Below are 17,903 nucleotides of genomic sequence, written 5' to 3'. Positions count from 1 at the left end.
ACCCATCCTACCTAGACACGGCAATCCGGTGCTGACTGCACATCCCCGAAAACCCGAAAAAACCAAAAAAAGGAGCCCGAAGGCTCCTTGAGGAACAGACGCCGCGGCTGTCACACCCACGGCGTCGGGGTAGGACGGCGACTCAGGCCGCGCTGAAGGTCTTGTGCGGGTCGATGACGAATTTCTTCGGCACGCCGGCATCGAACTCACCATAGCCACGCGGTGCGTCGTCCAGGCTGATGACCTGCACGCCGACCACTTCGGCGATGTTGATGCGGTCCCACATGATGGCCTGCATGAGGGCGCGGTTGTACTTCATCACCGGGGTCTGGCCGGTGTGGAAGCTGTGGGATTTCGCCCAGCCGAGACCGAAGCGGATGCTCAGGCTGCCGATCTTCGCGGCGGCATCCACCGCACCCGGGTCTTCGGTGACGTAAAGACCGGGGATGCCGATCTTGCCGGCCACGCGGGTGACCTGCATCAGCGAGTTCAGCACGGTGGCCGGGGCTTCGTGCTTGGCGCCTTCATGACCGTGGCCACGGGCTTCGAAGCCCACGGCATCCACCGCGCAGTCCACTTCCGGCTCACCCAGCAGGGTGGCGATCTGCTCATGCAGCGGGGTGTCCAGCGACAGGTCGGCGATCTCGAAGCCTTGTGCCTTGGCGTGGGCCAGGCGGGCGGGGTTGAGGTCGCCAACGATGACCACCGCAGCACCCAGCAGGCGGGCGGAGGCGGCGGCGGCGAGCCCCACGGGGCCGGCGCCAGCGACATACACGGTGCTGCCCGGACCAACGCCGGCGGTGACCGCACCGTGGTAGCCGGTGGGCAGGATGTCGGAGAGGCAGGTCAGGTCACGGATCTTCGCCATGGCCTTGTCGCGATCCGGCAGTTTCAGCAGGTTGAAGTCGGCGTAAGGGACGAGCACGTACTCGGCCTGGCCGCCGGTCCAGTCTCCCATGTCGACGTAACCGTAGGCGCCGCCGGCACGAGCCGGGTTGACGGTCAGGCACACGCCGGTGTGCATTTCCTTGCAGGAGCGGCAGCGGCCGCAGGCCACGTTGAAGGGCACGGAAACCAGGTCGCCGATCTGCAGGTTTTCCACGTCACGGCCTTTCTCGATCACCTCGCCGGTGATCTCGTGGCCGAGCACGAGGCCGACCTGGGCGGTGGTACGGCCGCGCACCATGTGCTGGTCCGAGCCGCAGATGTTGGTGGACACCACCTTCAGGATCACCCCGTGCTCGATTTTCTTGCCGCGAGGGTCCTGCATCTTCGGGTAGTCGATCTTCTGCACTTCGACCTTGCCCGCACCGAGATAAACGACACCACGATTACCAGACATGCGTAATTCTCCGTTGTTGTTGTGGATACAAAGGCGTGGCCCACGGCCACGCGGCCTTGCACTGGAGCTTGTGTCTGTTGCCGGAACCCGCCGGTGAAACCTGGCAGGGCGGGTTCCGTGAAAAAGGTCCGATCCGTCCCGGATTGCATCCGGGCTGCAGGGCCGGGTAGCCCGGATGCAATCCGGGAAATACGAGGTCAGGCGTTAAGCACTACTGTGCGGTTCGCGTTGAGGAACACGCGCCGCTCGATGTGGTAGCCGACCGCCTTGGCCAGGGTCAGGCACTCGATGTCACGGCCCTTGGCGATCAGGTCTTCGGGGTAGTGGGCATGGTCCACCGACTCCACGCCCTGGGCGATGATCGGCCCCTCGTCCAGGTCGTTGTTGATGTAATGCGCCGTGGCCCCCACCAGCTTGACCCCCTTCTGGTAGGCCTGGTGGTAGGGCTTGGCCCCCTTGAAGCCGGGCAGCAGCGAGTGGTGGATATTGATCGCCCAGCCGTCGAGCTTCTTGCACAGTTCCGGGGACAGCACCTGCATGTAGCGGGCGAGCACCACCAGTTCGGCGCCGGTTTCCTCGATCACCCGGAGGACCTTGCGCTCCTGGGCCGGCTTGTCGTTGGGGTCGAGGGGGAAATGGTGGTAGGGAATGCCGTGCCAGCGGGCGAGCGGCTCCAGGTCGGGGTGGTTGGAGACCACCGCCACCACGTCCATTTCCAATTGGCCGATGCGCTGGCGATAGAGCAGGTCATTCAGGCAGTGATCGGCCTTCGACACCATCAACACCACCTTGGCGCGATATCCCGGCGGGGTCAGTTCAACCTGCATGTCGAAGGGCGCCAGGCGCTCGTCGAGGCCGGCGCGAAACGCCTGCTCGTCGAAGTCGTCCGGCTGGCGGAACTCGACACGGATGAAGAAGCGCGACGACAGCCGGTCATCGAACGAATGGTGTTCGGTGACGTAGCAGCGCTGCTCGAAGAGAAAGCGCGTCACCGCGTCCACCGTGCCGAGCACGCTCGGGCATTGGGCGGTGAGAATCCAGGTATCGGGGGTGCGGCTCATATGCGGACTCCGATGTTTTGTCTCCCCTCTCCCTTCGGGAGGGGGGCCGGGGGTGAGGGAAAGTCCGAGTGGCACGGGGCATCCCTCACCCCAGCCCCCGCTCCGCGCCCCGGCCCAAACGCTTCGCGTATGGTCGCTCGCAGGCACAGGAAGCGGTGCTTCCAACAGCGTGCCTGCTCGCCCCAGAGGGAGAGGGGCTATTTCTTCAGGCTTTCACCGCCAACCCGTATTCCGCGCTGGCATCCTGCAGCCAGAGCCAGAGGTAGTCGGAGAAGCTGCGGCGGATCAGCAGTTCCCAGGTGTCCTCGCCGGTGTGGCGGATCACCGCGCCTGCCTTGGCGAAGTTCGTGCCCACCGCCTTGCCCACCGGGAAGTTGCTCGGGTGCACGTCATAGGAGGTGGACTTCATCAGCACGTCGCGGGCGTGGGCCCCCGAGAGTTCGAGGAGGGTCTGCCCGCCGCTGACGTTGACCACCGAGATGTGCTGGCCGTCCAGGGCCTTGCGCAAGCGCTGCTCCACTTCGTACTCGGTGCCGCCGGGCACGATCAGCAACCATTCGTCCGGGCCCAGCCACTGCAGCGAGCTGTCGCCGCTGGCCACCAGGGTCAGGGCCACGGGCAGCTCCAGCCCGAGGGCGCTGTGCACGCCGCCGGCGAAGGCCGGGTCCTTGGCGTCGCCACGGATCACCAGGTGGCCGAGGAGTTTCTTCTCGCGCAGGACCACGCCTGCGCTGCTCTTGCCCTTGCGTGCCAGCTCGTCGAGGCCGGCGTGGTGCAGCGGCGATTCGCCACGGGCGTTGTCGGGGCGCTGCTTGTAGACGTTCACGTTAGACATTCTGGCGATCCCCTTTCGGGTCATAGAACACGGAGCTGCAGATTTCGGCTTCGATCACGCTGCCATCGGCCATCGGTGCGAACACGCGCTCGCCCATGCGTTTCAGGCCGCCCTTGACCACGGCGAGGGCGAAGGAATAGCCCATGGCCGCGCTCATGTAGCTGGAGGTGACGTGGCCGACCATCTTCATCGGGATGGACTGCTTCGGATCGAACACCAGCTGGGCGCCTTCCGGCAGTACCAGGTTCGGGTCGACGGGCTTGAGGCCCACCAATTGCTTGCGGTCCTCGCGCAGGCAGTCCTCGCGGTTCATGCCACGCCAGCCGATCCAGGAGAACGGCTTGTTGCGGCCGACGCACCAGCCCATGTTCAGGTCGTCCGGGGTCACCGAACCGTCGGTGTCCTGGCCGACGATGATGAAGCCCTTCTCGGCCCGCAGCACGTGCATGGTCTCGGTGCCGTAGGGGGTCAGGTTGTACTTCTTGCCAGCCTCGACGATCTGCTCCCACACGCCCAGGGCGTAGTCGGCCTGCACGTTCACCTCGTAGGACAGCTCGCCGGTGAAGGAGATGCGGAACACCCGCGCCGGCACGCCGCCCACCAGGCCTTCCTTCCAGGTCATGAAGGGGAAGGCATCCTTGTCCAGGTCAATGTCGGTGACCTCGGCCAGCAGCTTGCGGCTGTTGGGTCCGGACAGGGTCATGGTGGCCCAGTGGTCGGTCACCGAGGTGAAGTACACCTTCAGCTCCGGCCATTCGGTCTGGTGGTAGATCTCCAGCCATTCCATCACCCGGGCGGCGCCGCCGGTGGTGGTGGTCATGATGAAGTGGTTCTCGCCGACGCAGGCGGTCACGCCGTCGTCGAAGACCATGCCATCTTCCTTGCACATCAGGCCGTAACGGGCCTTGCCCACGTCCAGCTTGGTCCAGGCGTTGGTGTAGACGCGGTTGAGGAACTCGCGGGCGTCCGGGCCCTGGATGTCGATCTTGCCCAGGGTCGAAGCGTCGAGAATGCCCACGCTGTCACGCACGGCCTTGCATTCGCGGGCCACGGCAGCGTGCAGGTCTTCGCCGCGCTTGGGGAAGTACCAGGGGCGCTTCCACTGGCCGACGTCCTCGAACTCCGCGCCCTGCTCCAGGTGCCAGCGGTGCATGGCCGTGTAGCGCTTGGGATCGAACAGCGCGCCGCAGTGACGCCCGGCCACGGCGCCGAAGGTCACCGGGGTGTAGTTCGGGCGGAACATGGTGGTGCCCATCTCGGCGATGCTGATGCCCATCGACCGGGCGGCGATGGCCAGGCCGTTGATGTTGCCCAGCTTGCCCTGGTCGGTGCCGAAGCCCAGCGCGGTGTAGCGCTTGACGTGTTCGACCGACTCGAAGCCCTCGCGGGTGGCCAGCTCGATGCCGGCGGAGGTGACGTCGTTCTGCAGGTCGACGAACTGCTTCGGCGCACGGGCGGTGGACTTGTCGTGGGGCACCTGGAACAACGCCAGCGTGGCTTCCTCCTTGCGCTTCTCGGTCTTCGGCAGGCTGCCTTCGACCACCTTGAAGCCGGCCTCGGCGGCGGCCTTGGCGCCCGCCTCGAAACCGTCGGCGAGGGCGTCGCCCAGTCCGAACACGCCATTCACGGCGCCGGCGCAGAGACGCTTCTGGAAGCCGCCTTCGCTCGGCACAAAGGCGAGAATGTCCTCACGCCAGACCGGCTTGCCGCCCAGGTGCGAGGCCAGGTGTACCACCGGGCTGTAGCCGCCCGAGCTGACGATCAGGTCGCAGTCCAGCACTTCGCCGGGGCTGGTGACCTTGTGGCTGTTCAGGTCGATGGCGCAGATACGCGCGCCGGTGACGCGCTTGCTGCCGCGGGCCTCGACCACCGCGCTGCCGGTGAGGATGCGCACGCCACGGGCGCGGGCCTCTTCCACCCAGGTGCCGCGCGGGTTGCTGCGCGCATCGGCGACGGCCACCACCTGCTGGCCGGCGTCGAGCCAGTCCAGCACCACGCGGTAGGCGTAGTCGTTGTTGGTGGACAGCACCAGCTGGCGCCCCGGGGCCACACCGTAACGGTTGACGTAGGTGGAGACGGCGCCGGCGAGCATGTTGCCCGGCACGTCGTTGTTGGAATACACCAGCGGACGCTCGTGGGCGCCGGCGGCCAGCACCACGCGCTTGGCGCGGACGCGGTGCACGCGGTGGCGAACCTGGCCACGGGGGGCCACTTCGCCCAGGTGGTCGGTCAGGCGCTGGTGGATGGTGAGGAAGTTGTGGTCGTGATAGCCGTTCACCGTGGCGCGCGGCAGCAGGGTCACTTCCGGCAGTTTCTCCAGCTCGGCGATGACCTGGGCCGCCCATTGGGCCGCGGGCTTGCCATCCAGGGTTTCACGGGTATCCAGCAGGCTGCCGCCGAACTCTTCCTGTTCGTCGGCGAGGATCACGCGGGCGCCACTGCGGCCGGCGGCCAGGGCGGCGGCGAGGCCGGCCGGGCCGGCGCCGACCACCAGCACGTCGCAGTGCTGGTTCAGGTGGTCGTAGATGTCCGGATCGACTTCCAGCGGCGCACGGCCGAGACCGGCGGCCTTGCGGATGTACTTCTCGTAGGTCAGCCAGAGGTTCTGCGGATACATGAAGGTCTTGTAGTAGAACCCGGGCGGCATCATGCCGCCGCCGACCTTGCCGAGGATGCCCATGACGTCGTTGTTCACGCTCGGCCAGCCGTTGGTGCTGGCAGCCACCAGGCCGGCGTACAGGGCCTGCTGGGTGGCGCGCACGTTGGGCACCTGGGCGCTCTCGGTGGAGCCGATCTGCAGCACGGCATTGGGCTCTTCCGCACCGGCGGCGACGATGCCGCGCGGACGGGAATACTTGAAGCTGCGGCCGACGATATCCACACCGTTGGCCAGCAGGGCGGCGGCCAGGGTGTCGCCGGCATAGCCCTGATAGTTCTGGCCGTTGAAGGTGAAGGTCAGCGGCTGGCTGCGATCGACGCGGCCGCCCTTGGGAAGACGGTTGACCTGGCTCATGCCGTTACTCCTGCGGTCGCGGCTTTCTTCTCGCCGACGTTGGCTTCGGTGACAGAGGGCTTCTCACCGATCTTGTAGGTTTCGAGGATCTCGTAGCTGATGGTGTGGCGCGTGACGTTGAAGTACTTGCGGCAGCCAGCGGCGTGCACCCACAACTCGTGGTGGATGCCGCGCGGGTTGTCGCGGAAAAAGATGTAGTCGCCCCACTCCTCGTCGGTGCAGGCATTCGGGTCCAGCGGGCGCGGGATATGCGCCTGGCCCTTGGCGTGGAATTCCTCTTCGGAGCGCAGCTCGCCACAGTAGGGACAGAAGATGTGCAGCATGGCGGGTCTCCTTAGTGAGCCACGGCAGCGGCGCCGTGCTCGTCGATCAGTGCGCCAGTGTGGAAACGGTCGATGGAGAAGGGCTTGGCCAGCGGGTGCATCTCGCCACGCGCCAGGCTGGCCGCGAAGACATGGCCCGAACCGGGGGTGGCCTTGAAGCCGCCGGTGCCCCAGCCGCAGTTGAAGAACAGGTTCTTCACCGGGGTCTTGGAAATGATCGGGCAGGCGTCCGGGGTGGTATCCACGATGCCGCCCCACTGCCGGTTCATGCGCACGCGGGAGAGGATCGGGAACATCTCCACGATGGCCTGCAGGGTGTGCTCGATGGTCCCGTAGGAGCCGCGCTGGCCGTAGCCGTTGTAGCCGTCGATACCGGCGCCGATGACCAGGTCGCCCTTGTCGGACTGGCTGATGTAGCCATGCACGGCGTTGGACATGATCACGCTGTGGATGATCGGCTTGATCGGCTCGGAGACCAGCGCCTGCAGCGGGTGGGACTCCAGCGGCAGGCGGAAGCCGGCCTGCTTGGCCATGTGCCCGGAGTTGCCGGCGGTGACCACGCCGACGCGCTTGGCGCCGATGAAACCACGATTGGTCTCGACACCGATCACCGCGCCATCCTGCTTGCGGAAGCCGAGCACTTCGGTGTTCTGCAGCAGGTCGACGCCCAGGGCGTCGGCGGCACGGGCGTAGCCCCAGGCCACGGCGTCGTGACGGGCCACGCCGCCGCGACGCTGCACGGTGGAGCCCATGATCGGGTAGCGGGTGTTCTTGCTGCAGTCGAGGTAGGGAATCTCCTCGGCCACTTGCCGGGCGTCCAGCAGTTCGCCGTCCACGCCGTTCAGGCGGTTGGCGTTGACCCGGCGCGCCGAGTCACGCATGTCCTGCAGGGTGTGGCAGAGGTTGTAGACGCCGCGCTGGGAGAACATCACGTTGTAGTTCAGGTCCTGGGACAGGCCTTCCCAGAGCTTCATGGCGTGCTCGTACAGCTGCGCCGCCTCATCCCACAGGTAGTTGGAGCGGACGATGGTGGTGTTGCGCGCGGTGTTGCCGCCGCCCAGCCAGCCCTTCTCCACCACGGCGACGTTCTTCACGCCGAACTCCTTGGCCAGGTAGTAGGCAGTGGCCAGGCCGTGGCCGCCACCGCCGACGATGATCACGTCGTAAACCGGCTTCGGCGTCGGGTTGCGCCACATGCGTTGCCAGTTCTCGTGGTGGCTCAGGGAGTGCTTGAACAGACCGAAGCCGGAATAACGTTGCATGGAATGCTCCTGGTTCTACTCCCCTCTCCCACATGTGGGAGAGGGGCCGGGGGAGAGGGTGAATTGACTCAGCGGTACACGGGGAAGTCGGCGCAGAGGCCGGCGACCTGCTTGGCCACCTGGGCCTCGACATCAGCATCGCCGAGGTGGTCGAGGATGTCGCAGATCCAGCCGGCCAGTTCGGTGCTCTGGGCTTCCTTGAAGCCGCGGCTGGTGATGGCCGGGGTACCGATGCGCACGCCGGAGGTCACGAAGGGCGACTGCGGGTCGTTGGGCACGGCGTTCTTGTTCACGGTGATGCCGGCGCGGCCAAGGGCGGCGTCCGCTTCCTTGCCGGTCTTGCCCTGCTTGATCAGGCTGACCAGGAACAGGTGGTTGTCGGTGCCGCCGGAGACCACGTCGTAGCCGCGCTCGACGAACACCTGGGCCATGGCCTGGGCGTTCTTGATCACCTGGGCCTGGTAGTCCTTGAAGCCGGGCTCCAGGGCTTCCTTGAAGCACACCGCCTTGGCGGCGATCACGTGCATCAGCGGGCCACCCTGGGCACCGGGGAATACGGCGGAATTGAGTTTCTTCTCGATCTCTTCGTTGGCCTTGGCCAGGATCAGGCCGCCGCGCGGGCCGCGCAGGGTCTTGTGGGTGGTGGTGGTGACCACGTCGGCGTAGGGCAGCGGATTCGGGTACAGGCCGGCGGCGACCAGGCCGGCGACGTGGGCCATGTCGACGAACAGCAGCGCGCCCACCTTGTCGGCGATGGCGCGAAAGCGCGGGAAGTCCAGGGTTTTCGAGTAGGCGGAGAAGCCGGCGACGATCATCTTCGGCTTGTGCTCGACGGCCAGGCGCTCGACTTCGTCGTAGTCGATCAGCCCGGTGGCGGTGTCCAGGCCGTACTGCACGGCGTTGTACAGCTTGCCGGAGGACGACACCTTGGCACCGTGGGTCAGGTGGCCGCCGTGGGCCAGGCTCATGCCGAGGATCGTGTCACCGGCATTCAGCAGGGCCAGGTACACGGCGCTGTTGGCCTGGGAACCGGAGTGCGGCTGGACGTTGGCATAGTCGGCGCCGAACAGCTGCTTGGCGCGGTCGATGGCCAGCTGCTCGACCTTGTCGACGAACTCGCAACCGCCGTAGTAGCGCTTGCCCGGGTAGCCTTCGGCGTACTTGTTGGTCAGGCCACTGCCCTGGGCCTCCATCACACGCTTGCTGGTGTAGTTCTCCGAGGCGATCAGCTCGATGTGATCCTCCTGGCGACGTTCTTCTTCCTGAATCGCGCTGAACAGTTCGTCGTCGTAACCCTGGATCTGGTCTTGCTTGCTGAACATCGATGATCTCCTGCGACAACCCGCTGTCGTCTCTGTTGTTTTGGGGGCTTCGCGCCATCCGCTGAAATACGGTCGGTGCCAGCCTGTTGCGGCCGATTGTGCGAGTTAGTCCGACGCCCCGTTTGCCTGTTTGCGACGTGTAAATGCCCAAACCTACCCAGGCAACGACGTAAAACCATCCAACGGCCAGAGGTCTCTCTAGCGCCTCCGGGATAGGGGGCGGGGACGCCGACGGTCCGGGGCTGCAATGGGCGTGAGCCGATCACCGGCAGCGACCCATTGCCACGCCGCCCCCCGGAAAAAGACAGCACGGCGTTTCGACGCTCGCTTCACCGCCAATGCCCAAAAGCGACAGTCGATGCCGTGGAGAAGGCACCGATGACCGCTGCGAACCATGCGGCGGTGCAGGCCCGCAGCGCTCGCCAGGCAAGGGCTGTTCAAAAAACGCCCAAAAAATTAAACGCGCGATTAAATTTTGTAACCCGTGCCGCCGCGCCGCAGGGACGCTGGTATAAATGAGGGCGTTCAAATCTTGACCAGCAGAGAACCGGGCGCAAGATTCCAGTCACGCGCCGACCATTTCCGAGAACCTTCATGACTCGACCCGATCCCCGGCCTCGGCGATTGCGGCTGCCCGACGGCCGCATCCTGGCCTACCAGCTCTACGGCGCCGACGAAGGCCGCCCGCTCTACTACTTCCACGGTTTTCCCGGCAGTCGCCTGCAGGCCGCGCTGCACCACGAACAGGCGCTGGCCGCCGGCGTCTGCCTGGTGGCGCCGGAACGGCCGGGTTTCGGCTGGTCCGACGACCATCCCGGCCGCAGCATCCTCGACTGGGCCGACGACATGGCCTTCATGGCCGATACCCTCGGCCATGGCCGCTTCGGCGTGCTGGGGGTGTCCTGCGGCGGGCCCTACGCCCTGGCCTGAGCCCACCAGTTGGGCACCCGGCTGAACTATGTCGGGCTGCTGGCCGGCATGGGGCCGATGGACCTCCCCGAACTGCGCGCGACGCAGTTGCCGGCGCTGCGGCTGATGTTCGGCCTGGCGCGCCTGCATCCGTCGCTCGCCAGCCCGCTGCTGGCCCTCGACCGGCTGATGTTCCGCAGCAACCCGGCGCGGGCGCTGAAGGCCCTGGCGAAGCTCCTGGCCGAGCCCGACCGGCGCGTGCTTGACGCCAGTCCGGCGGCGGCCGACGACTTCGCGGCCTTCCTGGCCGAGGCCTATCGCCAGGGCATCCGTGGCGCCTGCACGGAAGCCGGTCTGATCGCGGCGCCGCGTCCCTTCGCCCTGGAGGCGATCCAGGTGCCGGTGCACCTCTACCAGAGCGGCATGGACCGTCACGTGCCGGCGGCCATGGGCCGCCACCTGCAGGCGCGACTCCCCCGCGCGACCCTGCGACTTTTTCCACAGGAAGGCCATCTGTCCATCGTCATCAACCAGTTTCCCCGGGTCCTCACGGACTTCAATCACTCCCCGCAACATGAGGCATGCCTGACATGAGCGACACCCTGACCTACCGCGGCGCCGTCTACCCCTGGCATTGCGACCACATGGGCCACATGAACGTGATGTGGTACGTCGGCAAGTTCGACGAAGCCACCTGGCAACTGTTCACCCTGCTGGGCCTGGCGCCTTCGCGCCTGCGCGAGGAGAACGCCGGCATGGCGGCGGTGGAGCAGCAGATCGAATACCGCCGCGAGCTGCACGCCGGCGACGTGGTGTCCATCCACTCCCAGGTGCTGGAGATGAAGGACAAGTCCATTCGCTTCCGCCACGAGATGCGCAACGACGAAACCGGCGAGATCGCCGCCGTCACCACCCTGGTGGGCGTCCACCTGGACACCCGGGCGCGCAAGGCACGCGCCTTCCCCACGGACATTCGCGAGCGGGCCCTGGCCTGGCTGGAGCCCGCCTAGGATTACCCACGGAAACCCTGGACCGGCCCGTGGACAACCTGTGGGATCGGCCCCGCAGCCCAGGGAATGCGCGGGCTGCGGCAGGCTGGTCAAATTCCGCTCAGTCGTTCAGCTGGCTCAGGCAGGAATGGGAGACCTTGACCAGGCGTTGATGGGTCTGCTCCGGCAGCGGTGTTTTCTGGCCCTTCAGTTCCTGCAGCTCGGCACTGCTGAACTCGCGGCTGACGCCGTCGGCGGCGCAGCTGCAGTAACGCTGCAGCTTGGCTGCGGGCACATTGGCCTGGGCGCTGGTCTTGCACTCCTGAATGAAATTCTCGCGCTCACCGCTGGGCCATTCGGCGGCAAGCACCGGTAGGCCGATCAGCACGGGAGCAAAAAAAGCGATCAGGGTCGGATAACGCATCATGGGACCTCCTGGCGGGGTGGGCGCGCTCTTGAATTCTGAGGTGGCATCTGCAGCCTGAGTTCCCTCGCGCTGACCAGGCGCCGCAGACAGAAAAGGATGTCGCCACGAGCGAACCCCGAGACGGCAACCTGGCGTAAAGTTAGGCCCCATGCGCCTGTGCCTGCAGGCGAACGGACAGAAGGACCAGGACATGACCGACCAGACCCAGCAATTCGCCAGCGACAACTATTCCGGTATCTGCCCGGAAGCCTGGGCCGCGATGGCCGAGGCCAATCGCGGCCACGAGCGCGCCTACGGCGAGGACCAGTGGACCGCTCGCGCCGCCGACCACTTCCGCCAGTTGTTCGAGACCGATTGCGAAGTCTTCTTCGCCTTCAACGGCACCGCCGCCAACTCCCTGGCCCTGGCATCCCTGTGCCAGAGCTACCACAGCGTGATCTGCTCCGAGACCGCCCACGTCGAGACCGACGAATGCGGCGCGCCGGAATTCTTCTCCAACGGTTCCAAGCTGCTGCTGGCGAAAACCGTTGACGGCAAGCTGACGCCCGAGGCGATCCGCGAGATCGCCCTCAAGCGCCAGGACATCCACTATCCGAAGCCGCGCGTGGTCACCCTGACCCAGGCCACCGAAGTCGGCAGCGTCTACCGTCCCGAGGAAATCCGCGCCATCAGCCAGGTGTGCAAGGCGCTGGGCCTGAACCTGCACATGGACGGCGCGCGCTTCGCCAACGCCTGCGCCTTCCTCGGCTGCTCGCCGGCCGACCTGACCTGGAAGGCCGGGGTGGACGTACTCTGCTTCGGCGGCACCAAGAACGGCATGGCGGTGGGTGAGGCCATTCTCTTCTTCAACCGCGAACTGGCCGAGGACTTCGACTACCGCTGCAAACAGGCCGGCCAACTGGCCTCGAAGATGCGCTTCCTCGCCGCCCCCTGGGTCGGCCTGCTGCAGGACGGCGCCTGGCTGCACTACGGCAAGCACGCCAACGCCTGCGCCCAGTTGCTGGCCGAACTGGTGAGCGACGTGCCGGGCGTCAGTCTGATGTTCCCGGTGGAAGCCAACGGCGTGTTCCTGCAGATGTCCGAACCGGCACTGGAGTACCTGCGCAACAAGGGCTGGCGCTTCTACACCTTCATCGGCGCCGGCGGCGCACGCTTCATGTGCTCCTGGGACACCGAGATGGACCGCGTGCGTGAGTTGGCCGCGGATATCCGCGCGGCCATGGGGGCCTGATCCCGCACCAAGCCTCACCCCTTGTGGGGGCGAATTCATTCGCTAAGGGCAGCGTTGCTGCCCCTCGGGCATCCCAGCGGGCAGGCCCGCTGCCTGCATAGCGATTAAAATCGCCCCCACAGGTGAAGCATTTCCCCCAATCCCCCGCCTTACCCCCTGTTTCCGTGGATCAAGCTGTGGACAAACTGTAGAGCCACGGCCAGGGCGCGCGCCGTTCGCGGCCTCCAGCCATCTGGATATTTTCTGATCGTTTTCAACGACTTGCCATTTCTTCACACAGTTTCTGTGCAGGGAAAGGTACACAAGCTGTGGAAAACCTCCCGCAGGCCTTGTCTCTCCTGCGATACAGGGCGCTGATCATTTATTGAGCAAAACCTGAAAGCCAACGGATTACCCCCAAACCCTGTGCATAACACTGTGGGCAATCTGTTGACGGCTTTGTATAGCCATCCCCCCGTTATTCCTGGCTTTCAGCTTGTTTCGTGGGGAAAGTGGTCCTCCCGCCAGAAATCTGCTCACAAAATCCGTGCAAATCCCTGTGGAAAAGCCGTTGGCAACTCTGTTGGACCCAATAAATACGGGCTGTACAGCGCAACGGTCATTTACCGATCCGCCGGCCTCCAAGCCCGTTTCGCTGCCTGGGATCGCCGACTCGCGGTGGAAAACCCAATCCTTACCCACAAACCCGGTGGAGTCTTCTGTGGACAAGCTGTATAGACCCGCTCCCGCGCCAGGATTGGCGCGGGCTCCCGGAAATCGTACATTTTTCGAGCGATATCAACTGGTTACATCGAAATCCCGAGTTCCAGGGCAGGCCCGGGGTGCCTGCCTATACTGGAAACACCCCAGCGCGCGGAGGTGCTCATGGCGAACTACTCGGTGGAATCCATTCGCACGGTCGCCCTGGTCGGCCACGGTGACAGCGGCAAGACCAGCCTGACCGAAGCCCTGTTGCAGCGCAGCGGCGCGATTCCCAACGCCGGCAGCCTGGAGCGCGGCGACACGGTGTGCGACTTCGATCCGCTGGAGCGCGAGTACCGCCACTCGCTGGCATCCGCCCTCGCCCATTGCAGCCACGGCGGCGCCGAACTGAACCTGATCGACACACCCGGCTTTCCCGACTTCATCGGCCAGTCCATCGCCGCCCTGGCGGCGGTGGAAACCGCGCTGGTAGTGGTCAATGCGCAGAACGGCATCGAGCTGACCACACGCCGCATGATGGCCATGGCCGCCGAGCGCGGTCTGTGCCGGATGCTGGTGGTGAACAAGATCGACGCCGAGCGCATCGACCTGCCCACCCTGCTCGCCAACCTGCGGGAAGCCTTCGGCAAGGAGGTGCTGCCGCTGAACCTGCCGGCGGACAACGCCAGCCGGGTCGTGGACTGTTTCTTCGCGCCGGATGGCGAGGCCGACTTCTCCTCAGTGGCCGAAGCCCACCAGGCGCTGGTGGACCAGGTCGTGGAAGTGGACGAGGAGCTGATGGCGCGCTACCTGGAAGAGGGCGAGATCGCCCCCGAAGCGCTGCACGAACCCTTCGAGCAGGCGCTGCGCGACGGGCACCTGATCCCGCTGTGTTTCACGTCCGCGCGCACCGGCGCCGGGGTGGCCGAGCTGCTGGATATCCTCGCGCGGCTGGCGCCCAACCCCACCGAAGGCAACCCGCCGCTGTTCCTCAAGGGCGAGGGGGCCGACGCCAAGGCGTTCCGTTCCCGTCCGGACCCGGAGCAGCATGTGCTGGCCCATGTGTTCAAGGTGGTGATCGACCCTTTCGTGGGCAAGCTCGGCGTGTTCCGAGTGCACCAGGGCACCCTGGTGCGGGACATGCAGCTGTTCGTCGGTGACGGTCGCAAACCCTTCAAGCTCGGCCACCTGCTGCGCCTGCAGGGCAAGCGCCACGAAGAAGTGACCCGGTTGATTCCCGGCGACTTCGGCGCCCTGACCAAGGTGGACGAGGTGGAGTTCGACTCGGTCCTGCACGACTCCCACGACGAGGACCAGATTCACCTCAAGCCACTGGACTTCCCCGCGCCCATGCAAGGCCTGGCCATCGAGGCCAGGCGCCGGGGCGATGAACAGCGCATCGCCGAGGTGTTGAGCCGACTGCAGGCCGAAGACCCCTGCGTGAAGCTGGATTACCAGGCCTCCACCCAGGAAACCGTCTTGCGCGGCATGGGTGAATTGCACCTGCGCTACCTGCTGGACCGCATCAGCGGCACCTACAAGCTGGAGGTGGAGACCCGCCCGCCCAAGGTGCCCTACCGCGAAACCCTCACCCGCGCGGCCGACGGCCACAGCCGGCACAAGAAGCAGACCGGCGGCGCCGGCCAGTTCGGCGAGGTGTTCCTGCGCATCGAGCCCCTGCCACGCGGCAGCGGCTTCGAGTTCTTCGATGAGGTGAAGGGCGGGGTGATTCCCTCACAGTTCATTCCCTCGGTGGAAAAAGGCGTGCGCTCGGTGCTGGCCTGCGGCCCCCTGGCCGGCCTGCCGGTGGCGGACGTGAAGGTGACTGTCCACGACGGCAAGCATCACCCGGTGGACTCCAAGGACATCGCCTTCCAGGCCGCCGGACGCAAAGCCATGCTCGATGCCCTGCGTGCCGCCGGCGAGGTCGTCCTGGAACCGGTGGTGACGGTGGAGGTCACGTCGCCGGAGACCAACCTGGGCGATATCACCACCGACCTGATCGGCCGTCGCGGCCAGGTGACCGGCACCGAATCCCTGTCCCAGGGCCTGGCGCTGATCCATGGCCAGGTGCCGCTGGCCGAGCTGGGTGGCTACGCCGGTCGCCTCAAGGCCATCACCCAGGGCCATGGCGCCTTCAGCATGGTCCTCAGCCATTACGCCGCCGCGCCGCAGGACGTGCAGCAGCGACTGGCCGGAGCCTACAAGGCGGAGCAGGAGGAGGACTGAAGGCGCCGCAGGGCCTCCTTGGACGTTACCTGCGGGGGCCATTTCTTTCGTTTGGGGCAGCGCAGCTGCCGCCGGCTTTACCGCACGGCAGGCCTCCGGCCTGCACAGCGATTGAAATCGCCCCCACAAAAGCCAGCATCCGCAAACGCCGACTCGGACTCAGGCCAATCCCTCAGCCTTCAGCGCCTCCTGCACGGCCGGGCGGGTGGCGACGCGTCCCAGGAAGGCCTGGACTTCCGGGCAATCGGCGATATCCATCTTCAGGAAGCCCGCCCAGTTGGCAACCGTGAACAGGTAGGCATCCGCTGCGGTGAAATCAGTGCCGGTGAGGTAGTCACGCCCGCGCAACTGCTCCGATGTCCATTGCAGGCGGCGGTGCGCCATGCCGGCATGGATCGCCTTGGCCTCGTCGTCCAGCGCGGGGTTGAACAGCGCGCCTAAGCTCTTGTGCAGCTCGCTGCCGATGAACGCCTGCCATTCCATGACGCGGTATCGCGGCAGCGTGCCGGCGACCGGCATCAGGTCGGTGCGGCCGGCCTGGTCGCACAGGTACTGGCAGATCACCGGCCCTTCGCTGAGCGTCTGGCCGTTGTCCAGCTCCAGCAGCGGCACATACCCCTTGGGGTTGCTGCGGTAGTAGTCGCCACCGTCCGCGGTCTTGTGGGCGGCTAGATCGACTTTCACCAACTCGAAGGGGCTACCGATCTCGCGCAGGACAATATGCACGGCAAGGGAACAGGCTCCGGGTGAGTAGTAGAGTTTCATCGCGTGGGCTCCTCGGGTGGGTCGCGGGGATGCGGCGCGTCGGTGGGGATCGCTCGAACAAGCATAGCGAGCCGAGTTGCCCCCACGATCAGTGGACCAGCCTGTGGACAAGCTGTTCGTCCCTGGCGCCCGCCCGCATACTGCGCGGCCGCTCTGGAGTTGGCGATTTTTTCAGCGATTTCAGTAAGTTGCGCACAACTACTGTGCACCACGGCGTCCACAAGCTGTGGACAGATGGCGCCAGCCCGCGGCGCACGCGGGCTGGCGGGGATTGCTCAGAAAACCATCAATAGTCGATGGCCACATCCCCCTTGGGAATGCTGCAGCAGGACAGGATGTAGCCCTCGGCGACGTCTTCGTCGGTGATACCGCCGTTGTGATCCATCTCCACCTCGCCGCCAGTCTTCATTACCTTGCAGGTGCCGCAGATGCCCATGCCGCATGCCTTGGGAATGTGCAGGCCAAGCTTGGCCGCGGCCGAATGCACGGTTTCTCCGGGCGCGACGCGGATGCTCTTGCCGGTGTTGGTGAACTCCACCAGGTTCATGGCGGCGGCCGGTATTTCGGCGGCGGCCTCGGCCGCTTCGGCGGCGTGCTCCCTCACCTCTTGGCGGATTTCCGGCGGAGTCGGCCCGAAGGCCTCTTCGTGGTAACGGCTCATGTCGAAGCCGGCGGCTTCCAGCAGGCGCTTCACCGCAGCCATGTACGGCGTCGGGCCGCAGCAGAAGATCTCGCGCTCCATGAAGTCGCCGGCGATCAGGTCGAGCATCGCCCGGCTCAGGTAGCCACGGTAGCCGGACCAGGTTTCGCCGATCTCGTACTTCTCGCAGATCAGGTGCAACTTGAAGTTGCTGATGCGCGAGGCCATGTGGCGCAACTCGCGGTGGTAGATGATGTCCTTCGGCGTGCGCGCGCTGTGCACGAACACCATGTCCACCGAGCCGCTGGTATCGAAGAACCAGCGCGCCATGGACATCACCGGGGTGATACCGACGCCGCCGGACAGGAACAGCACCTTCTCGGCCGGGAAGTCGATGGCGTTGAACTGGCCGACCGGCCCGTGCACCGGAATCACGTCACCTTCCTTGAGGTTGTCGTGCAGCCAGTTGGACACCTTGCCGCCCGGTACGCGTTTGATGGTCAGGGAGAAGGTGTATGGCACCGACGGCGAGCTGGAGATGGTGTACGAACGCATGATCGGCTGGCCGTCGATCTCCAGCTCCAGGGTCACGAACTGGCCCGGCTTGAAGAAGAACACCATCGGCTGGTCGGCCATGAAACAGAAGGTGCGCACGTCCCAGGTTTCCTGGATCGCCTTGACGCAGCGAACCATGTGCCGGCCGTTGGTCCAGGTCTGGGTCGTGATGGGATTGAGGAAATTGTTGGTCATGGACGCTACTCCGCGCGCGGCCGGATATCGGCCTATTGCGGCGGATTGTGATTAACGCAAAAACGCCCCGTTTACCTGTCTGCGACATTCACATGCTCATCGCGACCTGCCAGCAACCACCGGG

General features: G+C 65.7%; 16 protein-coding genes. 6 read left to right on the top strand and 10 right to left on the bottom strand.

Annotated features, from left to right (window positions below; genetic code table 11):
• Window positions 1-142: 142 nt before the first annotated feature.
• The 7 genes from fdhA to glyA form a co-directional block, all read right to left on the bottom strand.
• Window positions 143-1,342 carry a formaldehyde dehydrogenase, glutathione-independent gene (gene fdhA, locus PJW05_RS02085; RefSeq protein WP_271410293.1) on the bottom strand — a complete coding sequence of 400 codons (1,200 nt, stop codon included), beginning with the start codon at window positions 1,340-1,342 and terminating at the stop codon, window positions 143-145.
• 197 nt (window positions 1,343-1,539) lie between these two features.
• Entirely contained in the window at window positions 1,540-2,403 is an 864-nt protein-coding gene (gene purU, locus PJW05_RS02080) for a formyltetrahydrofolate deformylase (protein ID WP_271410292.1), read from the bottom strand.
• A gap of 205 nt (window positions 2,404-2,608) precedes the next feature.
• Window positions 2,609-3,238 (bottom strand): sarcosine oxidase subunit gamma, encoded by a 630-nt coding sequence (locus PJW05_RS02075; protein ID WP_271410291.1) that lies wholly within the window; start codon window positions 3,236-3,238, stop codon window positions 2,609-2,611.
• The gene (locus PJW05_RS02070; protein WP_271410290.1) at window positions 3,231-6,251 is read right to left on the bottom strand and encodes a sarcosine oxidase subunit alpha; all 3,021 of its coding nucleotides are present in this window, start codon (window positions 6,249-6,251) and stop codon (window positions 3,231-3,233) included. The genes PJW05_RS02075 and PJW05_RS02070 overlap by 8 nt, the downstream gene beginning before the upstream one ends.
• Window positions 6,248-6,574, bottom strand: coding sequence for a sarcosine oxidase subunit delta (locus tag PJW05_RS02065; RefSeq protein ID WP_271410289.1), 327 nt, complete (start codon window positions 6,572-6,574; stop codon window positions 6,248-6,250). The genes PJW05_RS02070 and PJW05_RS02065 overlap by 4 nt, the downstream gene beginning before the upstream one ends.
• An 11-nt stretch (window positions 6,575-6,585) precedes the next feature.
• Window positions 6,586-7,836: a sarcosine oxidase subunit beta gene (locus PJW05_RS02060; RefSeq protein ID WP_271410288.1), complete on the bottom strand. Its 1,251-nt coding sequence runs from the start codon at window positions 7,834-7,836 to the stop codon at window positions 6,586-6,588.
• A gap of 68 nt (window positions 7,837-7,904) precedes the next feature.
• Complete coding sequence (gene glyA, locus PJW05_RS02055) at window positions 7,905-9,158, bottom strand: serine hydroxymethyltransferase (protein WP_271410287.1); 1,254 nt, start codon at window positions 9,156-9,158, stop codon at window positions 7,905-7,907.
• A gap of 378 nt (window positions 9,159-9,536) precedes the next feature.
• Between glyA and PJW05_RS02050 the strand changes: the two genes are divergently transcribed.
• The 4 genes from PJW05_RS02050 (at window position 9,537) to PJW05_RS02035 (ending at window position 11,077) form a co-directional block, all read left to right on the top strand.
• Window positions 9,537-9,677 carry a hypothetical protein gene (locus tag PJW05_RS02050; RefSeq protein ID WP_271410286.1) on the top strand — a complete coding sequence of 47 codons (141 nt, stop codon included), beginning with the start codon at window positions 9,537-9,539 and terminating at the stop codon, window positions 9,675-9,677.
• 75 nt (window positions 9,678-9,752) lie between these two features.
• Window positions 9,753-10,088: an alpha/beta fold hydrolase gene (locus PJW05_RS02045; RefSeq protein ID WP_271410285.1), complete on the top strand. Its 336-nt coding sequence runs from the start codon at window positions 9,753-9,755 to the stop codon at window positions 10,086-10,088.
• Window positions 10,089-10,097: 9 nt separating this feature from the next.
• Complete coding sequence (locus tag PJW05_RS02040; RefSeq protein WP_271410284.1) at window positions 10,098-10,661, top strand: alpha/beta fold hydrolase; 564 nt, start codon at window positions 10,098-10,100, stop codon at window positions 10,659-10,661.
• Window positions 10,658-11,077 carry an acyl-CoA thioesterase gene (locus PJW05_RS02035; protein ID WP_271410283.1) on the top strand — a complete coding sequence of 140 codons (420 nt, stop codon included), beginning with the start codon at window positions 10,658-10,660 and terminating at the stop codon, window positions 11,075-11,077. The genes PJW05_RS02040 and PJW05_RS02035 overlap by 4 nt, the downstream gene beginning before the upstream one ends.
• 100 nt (window positions 11,078-11,177) lie before the next feature.
• Here PJW05_RS02035 and PJW05_RS02030 read toward each other — a convergent pair whose 3' ends face one another.
• Window positions 11,178-11,483: a hypothetical protein gene (locus tag PJW05_RS02030; RefSeq protein WP_271410282.1), complete on the bottom strand. Its 306-nt coding sequence runs from the start codon at window positions 11,481-11,483 to the stop codon at window positions 11,178-11,180.
• A 190-nt stretch (window positions 11,484-11,673) separates the two neighbouring features.
• On the opposite strand from PJW05_RS02030, the gene PJW05_RS02025 reads away from it, so the two are divergent.
• Window positions 11,674-12,714 (top strand): threonine aldolase family protein, encoded by a 1,041-nt coding sequence (locus tag PJW05_RS02025; RefSeq protein ID WP_271410281.1) that lies wholly within the window; start codon window positions 11,674-11,676, stop codon window positions 12,712-12,714.
• Window positions 12,715-13,578: 864 nt separating this feature from the next.
• Window positions 13,579-15,624, top strand: a complete 2,046-nt coding sequence (gene fusA, locus PJW05_RS02020) for an elongation factor G (RefSeq protein ID WP_271410280.1) — start codon at window positions 13,579-13,581, stop codon at window positions 15,622-15,624.
• Between the two features lie 159 nt (window positions 15,625-15,783).
• Here the strand turns inward: fusA and gstA are convergent, their stop codons facing one another.
• Window positions 15,784-16,389 carry a glutathione transferase GstA gene (gene gstA, locus PJW05_RS02015; protein WP_271410279.1) on the bottom strand — a complete coding sequence of 202 codons (606 nt, stop codon included), beginning with the start codon at window positions 16,387-16,389 and terminating at the stop codon, window positions 15,784-15,786.
• A 286-nt stretch (window positions 16,390-16,675) separates the two neighbouring features.
• A complete protein-coding gene (gbcB, locus tag PJW05_RS02010) occupies window positions 16,676-17,779 on the bottom strand; it encodes a glycine-betaine demethylase subunit GbcB (protein ID WP_271410278.1) in 1,104 nt (367 codons plus the stop codon).
• Window positions 17,780-17,903: the final 124 nt, after the last annotated feature.

The organism is Pseudomonas sp. Q1-7, assembly GCF_028010285.1.
Taxonomy (GTDB): Bacteria; Pseudomonadota; Gammaproteobacteria; order Pseudomonadales; family Pseudomonadaceae; genus Metapseudomonas.
Note: the sequence above shows the minus strand (reverse complement) of the source record. Positions and strands in the feature narration are given on the sequence as shown.

Excerpts from the sequence above, each read along its gene's own strand:
- purU (WP_271410292.1), bottom strand. The coding sequence starts at position 2,403 with ATGAGCCGCACCCCCGATACCTGGATTCTCACCGCCCAATGCCCGAGC.
- PJW05_RS02065 (WP_271410289.1), bottom strand. The coding sequence starts at position 6,574 with ATGCTGCACATCTTCTGTCCCTACTGTGGCGAGCTGCGCTCCGAAGAG.
- fusA (WP_271410280.1), top strand. The coding sequence starts at position 13,579 with ATGGCGAACTACTCGGTGGAATCCATTCGCACGGTCGCCCTGGTCGGC.
- PJW05_RS02030 (WP_271410282.1), bottom strand. The coding sequence starts at position 11,483 with ATGATGCGTTATCCGACCCTGATCGCTTTTTTTGCTCCCGTGCTGATC.
- glyA (WP_271410287.1), bottom strand. The coding sequence starts at position 9,158 with ATGTTCAGCAAGCAAGACCAGATCCAGGGTTACGACGACGAACTGTTC.
- PJW05_RS02050 (WP_271410286.1), top strand. The coding sequence starts at position 9,537 with ATGACCGCTGCGAACCATGCGGCGGTGCAGGCCCGCAGCGCTCGCCAG.
- PJW05_RS02035 (WP_271410283.1), top strand. The coding sequence starts at position 10,658 with ATGAGCGACACCCTGACCTACCGCGGCGCCGTCTACCCCTGGCATTGC.
- PJW05_RS02060 (WP_271410288.1), bottom strand. The coding sequence starts at position 7,836 with ATGCAACGTTATTCCGGCTTCGGTCTGTTCAAGCACTCCCTGAGCCAC.
- PJW05_RS02045 (WP_271410285.1), top strand. The coding sequence starts at position 9,753 with ATGACTCGACCCGATCCCCGGCCTCGGCGATTGCGGCTGCCCGACGGC.
- gbcB (WP_271410278.1), bottom strand. The coding sequence starts at position 17,779 with ATGACCAACAATTTCCTCAATCCCATCACGACCCAGACCTGGACCAAC.
- PJW05_RS02025 (WP_271410281.1), top strand. The coding sequence starts at position 11,674 with ATGACCGACCAGACCCAGCAATTCGCCAGCGACAACTATTCCGGTATC.
- PJW05_RS02070 (WP_271410290.1), bottom strand. The coding sequence starts at position 6,251 with ATGAGCCAGGTCAACCGTCTTCCCAAGGGCGGCCGCGTCGATCGCAGC.
- fdhA (WP_271410293.1), bottom strand. The coding sequence starts at position 1,342 with ATGTCTGGTAATCGTGGTGTCGTTTATCTCGGTGCGGGCAAGGTCGAA.
- gstA (WP_271410279.1), bottom strand. The coding sequence starts at position 16,389 with ATGAAACTCTACTACTCACCCGGAGCCTGTTCCCTTGCCGTGCATATT.
- PJW05_RS02075 (WP_271410291.1), bottom strand. The coding sequence starts at position 3,238 with ATGTCTAACGTGAACGTCTACAAGCAGCGCCCCGACAACGCCCGTGGC.